Source organism: Pseudomonas sp. M47T1 (genome assembly GCF_000263855.1).
Lineage (GTDB): Bacteria > Pseudomonadota > Gammaproteobacteria > Pseudomonadales > Pseudomonadaceae > Aquipseudomonas.
This window is the reverse complement of record NZ_AJWX01000003.1, coordinates 402,753-411,096: the sequence shown is the minus strand read 5'-3', so window position 1 is coordinate 411,096 and position 8,344 is coordinate 402,753. Positions and strand designations below refer to the sequence as shown.

General features: G+C 64.1%; 6 protein-coding genes. 3 read left to right on the top strand and 3 right to left on the bottom strand.

Annotated features, from left to right (window positions below):
• Positions 1–459: 459 nt before the first annotated feature.
• The 3 genes from PMM47T1_RS05730 to PMM47T1_RS05720 all read left to right on the top strand — a co-directional run bounded on the left by PMM47T1_RS05730 (position 460) and on the right by PMM47T1_RS05720 (position 5,275).
• Positions 460–2,232, top strand: a complete 1,773-nt coding sequence (locus PMM47T1_RS05730; protein ID WP_008366667.1) for an N-acetylglutaminylglutamine amidotransferase — start codon at positions 460–462, stop codon at positions 2,230–2,232.
• A 3-nt stretch (positions 2,233–2,235) separates the two neighbouring features.
• Positions 2,236–3,981: an N-acetylglutaminylglutamine synthetase gene (gene ngg / locus PMM47T1_RS05725; protein WP_008366666.1), complete on the top strand. Its 1,746-nt coding sequence runs from the start codon at positions 2,236–2,238 to the stop codon at positions 3,979–3,981.
• 112 nt (positions 3,982–4,093) lie between these two features.
• Entirely contained in the window at positions 4,094–5,275 is a 1,182-nt protein-coding gene (locus PMM47T1_RS05720) for an osmoprotectant NAGGN system M42 family peptidase (RefSeq protein WP_008366665.1), read from the top strand.
• A 43-nt stretch (positions 5,276–5,318) separates the two neighbouring features.
• Here PMM47T1_RS05720 and PMM47T1_RS05715 read toward each other — a convergent pair whose 3' ends face one another.
• The 3 genes from PMM47T1_RS05715 to PMM47T1_RS05705 form a co-directional block, all read right to left on the bottom strand.
• Entirely contained in the window at positions 5,319–5,600 is a 282-nt protein-coding gene (locus PMM47T1_RS05715) for a SelT/SelW/SelH family protein (RefSeq protein WP_008366664.1), read from the bottom strand.
• A gap of 8 nt (positions 5,601–5,608) precedes the next feature.
• A complete protein-coding gene (locus tag PMM47T1_RS05710) occupies positions 5,609–7,762 on the bottom strand; it encodes a FimV/HubP family polar landmark protein (RefSeq protein ID WP_008366663.1) in 2,154 nt (717 codons plus the stop codon).
• Positions 7,763–7,847: 85 nt separating this feature from the next.
• Positions 7,848–8,285 (bottom strand): MarR family transcriptional regulator, encoded by a 438-nt coding sequence (locus PMM47T1_RS05705; protein WP_008366662.1) that lies wholly within the window; start codon positions 8,283–8,285, stop codon positions 7,848–7,850.
• Positions 8,286–8,344: the final 59 nt, after the last annotated feature.

The window sequence follows — 8,344 nt, the reverse complement described above, 5'->3', positions numbered from 1 at the left end:
CCCTAGGGGAAGTCGTACAAAAACATTGATGGAGCAATATTCGTAGCCCAGTTCGCGGCACACCCATAGCAGCGACTCGAACAGGCTTTCCTCGGAATGTTCCGGGGCAAATCGCTCTAGTGAGCGCATGGTCCACTGCATGGCAAAAATACCTGGCTGACAGGAATGGGATCCAACAATCAATCGAAAGAAATATAGACCACTATTTTGCGCGAAGGCAAATAACCAATCGCAATTGAAACACCACATTGAGTCGAGGGCAGCGGCGAAAAATTAGCGACTATTCAGGGAATGTTTCCAAACATTCACGTAATCATTTTAGCCGTTGATATCGGGTGAACGCCGCCCTCACCTATCGCCTTATAACATATTGTTCTAAAACTCCTGTAAATCTCCTCGGTCAGTTTCTTAAGCGCGCCTCAATGGCGCCCTCCCCAACGGAACAACCGGTAAGGAATTATGTGCGGATTAGCAGGTGAACTTCGTTTTGACCATCAACCGGCGGACCTCGCCGCCGTAGAGCGCATCACTCACCACCTGGCCCCTCGCGGCCCGGACGCCTGGGGCTTTCACAGCCAGGGCCCTATCGCCCTTGGCCACCGACGGCTGAAAATCATGGACCTGTCCGACGGCTCGGCTCAGCCCATGATCGACCAGCAACTGGGCCTGTCGCTGGCCTTCAACGGCGCCATCTACAACTTCCCGGAGTTGCGCGCTGAACTGGAAGCGCTGGGTTATGCGTTCTACTCGGGCGGCGACACCGAAGTGTTGCTCAAGGGCTACCACGCCTGGGGCGAAGCGCTGCTGCCCAAGCTCAATGGCATGTTCGCCTTCGCCATTTGGGAGCGCGACAGCCAGCGCCTGTTCATTGCCCGCGACCGCCTGGGCGTAAAGCCCCTGTACCTGTCGCGCACCGGCAGCCGCCTGCGCTTTGCCTCGGCCTTGCCAGCGTTGCTCAAGGGTGGCGACATCAGCCCGATGCTCGACCCCGTGGCCCTCAACCACTACCTGAACTTTCACGCCGTGGTGCCGGCGCCGCGTACCCTGCTGGCAGGCATTGAAAAACTGCCGCCGGCTACCTGGCTGCGCATTGACGCCAGCGGCAAGACCGAGCAGAAAACCTGGTGGACGCTGCCTTACGGCCCCCACGCCGATGAAATGAACCTGACCCTGGAAGACTGGCGCGACCGCGTGCTGCACAGCACCCGCGAAGCCGTTGCCATTCGCCAGCGTGCGGCCGTGGACGTGGGCGTGCTGCTGTCCGGCGGCGTCGACTCCAGCCTGTTGGTGGGCCTGTTGCGTGAAGTGGGCGTGGAAGACCTGTCCACCTTTTCCATCGGCTTCCAGGACGCCGGCGGTGAACGCGGTGACGAGTTCCAGTACTCGGACCTGATTGCCAAACACTACGGCACCCGCCATCACCAACTGCGCATTGACGAAGCCGAGATCATCGAACAGCTCCCGGCCGCCTTCCGCGCCATGAGCGAGCCGATGGTCAGCCATGACTGCATCGCCTTCTACCTGCTGTCGCGGGAAGTGGCCAAGCATTGCAAGGTGGTGCAAAGCGGCCAGGGTGCGGACGAACTGTTTGCCGGTTACCACTGGTACCCGCAGGTGGATGGCGCCAGCGATCCTTACGCGGCGTACCGCGACGCATTCTTCGACCGCAGCTATGACGACTATGCCGCCACCGTGCAACCGGCCTGGCTGACCCGCAATGACGCCGCCGGTGATTTCGTGCGCGAACACTTTGCCCAACCCGGTGCCGACGCCGCCGTGGACAAGGCCCTGCGCCTGGACAGCACGGTGATGCTGGTGGACGACCCGGTAAAACGGGTGGACAACATGACCATGGCCTGGGGCCTGGAGGCACGCACACCCTTCCTGGACTACCGCCTGGTGGAGCTGTCGGCCCGCGTGCCTGCCCGCTTCAAACTGCCCGACGGCGGCAAACAGGTGCTCAAGGAAGCCGCGCGCCTGGTCATTCCCAGCGAAGTCATCGACCGCAAGAAAGGCTACTTTCCGGTACCTGGCCTCAAGCACCTGGAAGGCAACACCCTGAACTGGGTGCGCGACTTGCTGCTGGACCCCAGCCAGGACCGCGGGCTGTTCAAGCCGGCCATGCTCGACCAATTGCTGACCAACCCCCAAGGCCAATTGACCCCGCTGCGCGGCTCCAAGCTGTGGCAACTGGCGGCATTGAACCTGTGGCTCAGCGAACAAGGAATCTGACCGATGAAACCCCATGCCACGACCTTCAACCAGCGTTTGCAACGCGGCCAGTCACCTACCTACGAACGCTTGCAGGCGCGCTTCGCCGAAGACGGCAACGTGCCCGATGAACATGGTCACGCCGTGCATTGCGGCTGGGGCCGCCTGCTGATCGGCCACACCTTTGCGGACGCGGCCAGCCTGGCCGCCGAGTTGGTGCACGAACAGCACGGGGAGCGTGACATTGCCCTGTACGTGGCCGCGCCACAGCAGGTGCTGGCCCAAGCGCCGCAGCAGTTGTTCCTGGACCCCTCCGATACCCTGCGCCTGTGGTTCAGCGACTACCGGCCTGCCCAGCGGGTGTTTCGCGGCTTTCGCATTCGCCGCGCGCAAAGCGATGCAGACTGGGAAGCCATCAATGAGCTGTACCTCAAGCGGCGCATGCTGCCCATCGACCCTGCGCGCCTGACCCCGCGCCACCAGGGTGGCCCGGTGTACTGGCTGGCCGAAGATGAAGACAGCGGCCAGGTGATCGGCAGCGTCATGGGCCTGAACCACCAAAAGGCCTTCCACGACCCCGAAAACGGCAGCAGCCTCTGGTGCCTGGCCGTGGACCCGCGCTGCACCCGGCCCGGCGTGGGCGAGGTTCTGGTGCGTCACCTGATCGAGCATTTCATGAGCCGCGGGCTCAGCTACCTGGACCTGTCGGTGTTGCACGACAACCGCCTGGCCAAGAACCTCTACGCCAAGCTGGATTTCCGCACCCTGCCCACCTTTGCGATCAAGCGCAAGAACGGCATCAACCAGACCCTGTTCCTGGGCCCCGGGCCCCAGGCCGAGCTCAATCCCTATGCGCGCATTATCGTCGACGAGGCACTGCGTCGCGGCATCGAAGTACAGATCGACGACGCCGACGCCGGGTTGTTCACCCTCAACCATGGCGGCCGGCGCATTCGGTGCCGCGAGTCGCTGTGCGACCTCACCAGCGCCATCAGCATGAACCTGTGCCAGGACAAGAGCCTGACCCACAAGGTGCTCAGCGCCGCCGGGCTGAAACTGCCGGCCCAGCAACTGGCCGGCAGCGCCGACGACAACGAGGACTTCCTGCAACAGCATGGGCGTATTGTGGTCAAGCCGGTGGACGGCGAACAAGGTCAGGGCGTGGCGGTGGACCTGGACAATCTTGATCATGTGCAGCAAGCCATCGAACACGCGCATCAGTTCGACAGCCGGGTTTTGCTGGAAAGCTTTCATGAAGGTGCGGACCTGCGCATTGTGGTCATCGGCTTTGAAGTGGTGGCCGCTGCCATCCGCCGCCCCGCCCAGGTTGTCGGCGACGGCCAGCACGCCATTGGTGCCTTGATCGAAGCCCAGAGCCGCAGGCGTCAGGCGGCCACCCAGGGCGAAAGCCGCATTGCGCTGGACCATGAAACACAGCGCACCCTGCACGCCGCCGGGGTGGATTACGACACCGTGCTACCGGCCGGCCAGGTGTTGGCCGTGCGCCGCGCCGCCAACCTGCACACCGGCGGGCACCTGGAAGACGTGACCGACAGCCTCCACCCGGCCCTGGCCGAGGCGGCCGTGACCGCAGCCCGCGCCCTGAACATTCCGGTAGTGGGCCTGGACCTGCTGGTGCCTGCGGCCGACCAGCCCGAGTACGTGTTCATCGAAGCCAACGAGCGCGTTGGCCTGGCCAACCACGAACCGCGGCCCACTGCGCAGAAATTCATCGACCTGCTGTTTCCCCATTGCCAGGTGCTGACCTGAAACCCTTCGCGGGCATGCCCTGCGCCTACAGAACCGCGCCGTCCTGTAGGCGTGGGCCGTGCCCGCGAAGGCTGCACCACCCACCTCCAGTCATATCCAATCAGGAGTTTCCATGACCCCCAAAATTCCCGAACCGGATACCCAATATCTGCAGAAAGTCCTGCTGGAAATGCTCGCCATTCCCAGCCCCACGGGCTTTACCGACACCATCGTGCGCTACGTGGCCGAACGCCTGGAAGAACTGGGCATTCCCTTCGAGCTCACCCGCCGCGGCACCATCCGCGCCACGCTCAAGGGCGTGCAAAGCTCACCCGACCGCGCCGTATCGGCCCACCTGGACACCATCGGCGCCAGCGTGCGAGCCGTGCAGGACAACGGCCGCCTGTCGCTGGCACCGGTGGGCTGCTGGTCCAGTCGCTTCGCCGAGGGCAGCCGCGTCAGCGTGTTCACCGACAGCGGTGTGATTCGTGGCAGCGTACTGCCACTCATGGCCTCCGGGCATGCCTTCAACACCGCTGTCGACCAATTGCCCGTCAGCTGGGATCACGTGGAACTGCGCCTGGACGCCTATAGCGCGACCCGCGCCGACTGCGAGAGCCTGGGCGTGAACATCGGCGACTTCGTGGCCTTCGATCCGCTGCCCGAGTTCACCGACAGCGGCCACATCAGCGCCCGCCACCTGGACGACAAGGCCGGCGTCGCCGCGCTGCTGGCCAGCCTCAAGGCCATTGTCGAAAGCGGCCAACAGCCGCCCATCGATTGCCACCCGCTGTTCACCATCACCGAAGAAACCGGCTCGGGCGCCGCTGGCGCGCTGCCGTGGGACGTGAGTGAATTCGTCGGCATCGACATCGCCCCCGTCGCCCCGGGCCAGCACTCCAGTGAACATGCGGTCAGCGTGGCCATGCAGGACTCCAGCGGGCCTTATGACTACCACTTGTCCCGGCATCTGCTGAGCCTGGCCCATGACCATGACCTGCCGGTACGTCGCGACCTGTTCCGTTACTACTTCAGCGACGCCCACTCGGCCGTCACCGCCGGGCATGACATACGCACGGCGCTACTGGCGTTTGGTTGTGATGCCACCCATGGCTACGAGCGCACCCACATCGACAGCCTGCAGGCGCTGGGGCGCATTTTGACCGCCTACATGCTCAGCCCGCCGGTGTTCGCCAGCGACGCCAAACCGGCGCACGGGTCGCTGGAGCGGTTCAGTCATCAGCTGGAGCATGATGCGCAGATGGAGAGCGATACGCGGGTGCCGGCGGTGGATACGTTGGTGGGGCAGAAGTAAAATCATCTAACCGCAACCGTCGTGCAGGAGCTGCGGGTTGTCGTTACCGGTCGTTATGGCCCAAGTCGCGCTGTGGGTCGATGCAGTCGCGGACGCGCTGCTTGAGCACTTTGGCTTCGGGGAAGCCGCCGTCGGCCTTGCGCTCCCAGATCTGCACGTCGTCGCAGGTGATGCGGAATACGCCGCCCGTGCCGGGCTCCAGGCTGACGCGGCCCAGGTCGTCGGCAAAGGTGCTGAGCAGTTCCTGGGCCAGCCAGGCGGCGCGCAGCAGCCATTGGCACTGGGTGCAGTACGTGATGACGATGTGCGGGCGGGTATCAGCCATGGTGCACCTCAGGCGATCTTCGAAAGCAATTGGCGCGCCGCCAGCTTGTAGGTGTCGTCGCCTTCGCGCAGCACTTCATGCAACAGGTCGGCCGCACTGCGCAGGTCGCCCTGATCGATGCAGCTTTGCGCCTGTTCAAGCTTCTGCGCGGACTCTTCGGCGCTGTCCTGGGCATCGAAGTCCACAGTCAGGGCATCCAGTTCGGGCAGGTCGGCGCCGGCTACGAAGTTGTCCAGGAAGGCGTCATCCATGCCATCGGCATCCGCTTCAGGCTCAGGTTCGGGCTCGGCAAAGTCGCTGAGAAACTGCTCGTCGGGCATTTCAAAGACGTCGGGGAATTCCTTGAGGTTGCTGGCAAAATCGGTGTCCATCGGCTCGTCCACCTCCGCCAGAGGCTCGCTGCCCTTGCGCGTGGGCGCCGGGTCGAAGGGGCTGACCAGGTCCCAGTCGGCGTCCATGGACAGGTCGTCCAGGTTGAGCTGGAAATCGTCCAGGGGTTCGGGCGCTGGCGCTGGCCGTTCGACAATGGCCGGGGCCACCGCCGCCACCGCTGCCAGCGCCGCAGGCACCACTGGACCAGGCACGGCGGGTGCCGGGGCCGAAACGGCGGCCGGGGCTGGCTGCAACTTGGGGTAGTGGCCGCGAATGGCTTCGATCTTCTCGGCGCTGAAATCCTGCGCCAGCAGCGCACGTTCTTCCTCGGCGAAACCGGCCACATCGCCCTGCTGGCCCAATACTTCCAGCAAGCGCAGGCGCAGGTCAGTGCGCTGCGGCTCCTTTTGCAGGCCCTCGCGCAGAATCGCCGTGGCTTCATTGAAGCGACCGTAGGCAATGTAGATGCTGGCACCGTCCATGGCGTCGGTGGCCGGGCCACTTTCACGCCGCGGCGTGCTGCTGACCGGTTCTTCTTCGGCCACTTGCGGGGCGGGCGCCAGGCCGTCCTGGGCAGGCTTGATCAGCACATCATCGTCAACCGCCGTCAGCGGCACCGCGGCCATTGGCACGGCGAACTGCTGGCGACGACGATTGTAGAGCAGCCCGCCCAACAGCAACAGGATGAGCACCACACCCAGAATCGGCAGCCAGGGAATATCACTGCTGTCGTCAATGATCGGCGCTACGGCAACCGGCGCCACGGGGGAGGCTGGTTTGGCAGCGGCGCGGGCCTGGGCCAATTGCTGTTGCAACTGTTGCACCTGCTGGTCCTTGCCGGTCATTTGCGCCTGCAAGGCTTGCAGCTTGCTGTTGAGCTCGTCGACGTCCTTGTGCAGTTCCTGGGTGTCCACGGGGGCCGCGGGCGCTGGCTCGGCGGCCGGAACAGGCGGCGCATCCGTGACCGCAGCCGGGGCAGCGGCAGGCGCGGCGGCGGCCGGCGCGGGGCTGACGGCCTGGGCCACTGTCGCCGGGGCAGCAGTGCCCGGCACCACGGCACTATCGGGCAGCAACAGGCTTTGCCCGGCTTTCAACTTGCCAGGGTTCAGGGCGCGCAGCTCCCGTGCCAGGGTATTGGGCGGCGTGGTAGTGCCGGCCGCCTGCAGGCGTTTGGTGATGCTCCACAGGGTGTCACCCCTGCTCACGTCAAGGCGTTTGTTCTGAGTAGCGGCAGGCAGCGGCTGCGCAACGTGCGGCGCGGCGGCGCGGGCAGCCGGGGGGGCACTGCTGGCGCTGCTGATGGCACTGGCGATACTGCTCACCGGTGCATCGTCGAACTTCGGTGCTGGCGCCAGCGCCACAGTGCCGGGGGGGTCCAGCAACACCGTGAATTCACGCAGCAGTTGCCCGCTGGGGCGGTTCACCTGCACCAGGAAATCCAGGTAAGGCTCGGTAACGGCCTTGGTGGAGGTAACATGAATGAACTTGCGATCACCACCCAGCACGGGAGTGAAGTGCAAGTCATTGAGGAAGAACACACGGTCCACCCCCGAGCGGGCGAACTCTTCAGCCGTGGCCAGGCTCACCGACAGGTCGGCCTGGTCCAGGCCCTGGGCATCGACCAGGGCAATGTCGGCGTTGAGCGGCTGGCCCAGCGAGGAATGCAGGGTAATGTCACCCAGCCCCAGTGCCTGGGCCTGGCCAGCGGCGGTTGCCAGCAAGGCCGCCAGCAGGCGGGCGGTGGTAGACGTGGAAAAGGCCGCGAAAATGGACCGTGAACGCTCTAGCATGTGAATCCCTTGAAGAACCTGCTTCCTGTCATTCTGGTTATAGACTGCGAACCAGCCTTTCTCAAAGCACCGTGCACGCAGGTGCTCAGGATTTCTTCTCGAGGTTGTCCAGAACCTGCCGGTGAACGCGCATGCAGATGCGCATCTCATCTTCGTCGACGCCCACGAACAGCTCGGCACGCAAGGCATTGGCAATGGTTTCGATCTGCTCGATCAACGGCAGGGCCGGGTCGCACAGCAGGATCTTTTTCGCCCGGCGATCCTCCACTACGGCCTGGCGCTTGACCAGCCCCTGGCTTTCCAGGCTGTCCAGCAGGCGTGCCAGGGTCGGGCCTTCGACGCCCACGCTTTGCGCCAATTCGCGCTGGGTGGGGGTTTCTTCGAACCGGGCCAGGTGCAACAGCACCAGCCAGCGCGCCTGGGACAGGCCCAGGCCAGCCAGGCGGCGATCCAGTTCAGCACGCCAGCCCCGGGACATCTGGGCCAGTTGCATTCCGAAACGATGTTGATCAGTCAACGGCATAAGCGACTCATGGTTAAAGGACAGAACTAATTATTAGTGAGCTAATCATGACCTTGACC

Coding starts and splice junctions, on each gene's coding strand:
- PMM47T1_RS05730 (WP_008366667.1), top strand. CDS start 460: ATGTGCGGATTAGCAGGTGAACTTCGTTTTGACCATCAACCGGCGGAC.
- ngg (WP_008366666.1), top strand. CDS start 2,236: ATGAAACCCCATGCCACGACCTTCAACCAGCGTTTGCAACGCGGCCAG.
- PMM47T1_RS05720 (WP_008366665.1), top strand. CDS start 4,094: ATGACCCCCAAAATTCCCGAACCGGATACCCAATATCTGCAGAAAGTC.
- PMM47T1_RS05715 (WP_008366664.1), bottom strand. CDS start 5,600: ATGGCTGATACCCGCCCGCACATCGTCATCACGTACTGCACCCAGTGC.
- PMM47T1_RS05710 (WP_008366663.1), bottom strand. CDS start 7,762: ATGCTAGAGCGTTCACGGTCCATTTTCGCGGCCTTTTCCACGTCTACC.
- PMM47T1_RS05705 (WP_008366662.1), bottom strand. CDS start 8,285: ATGCCGTTGACTGATCAACATCGTTTCGGAATGCAACTGGCCCAGATG.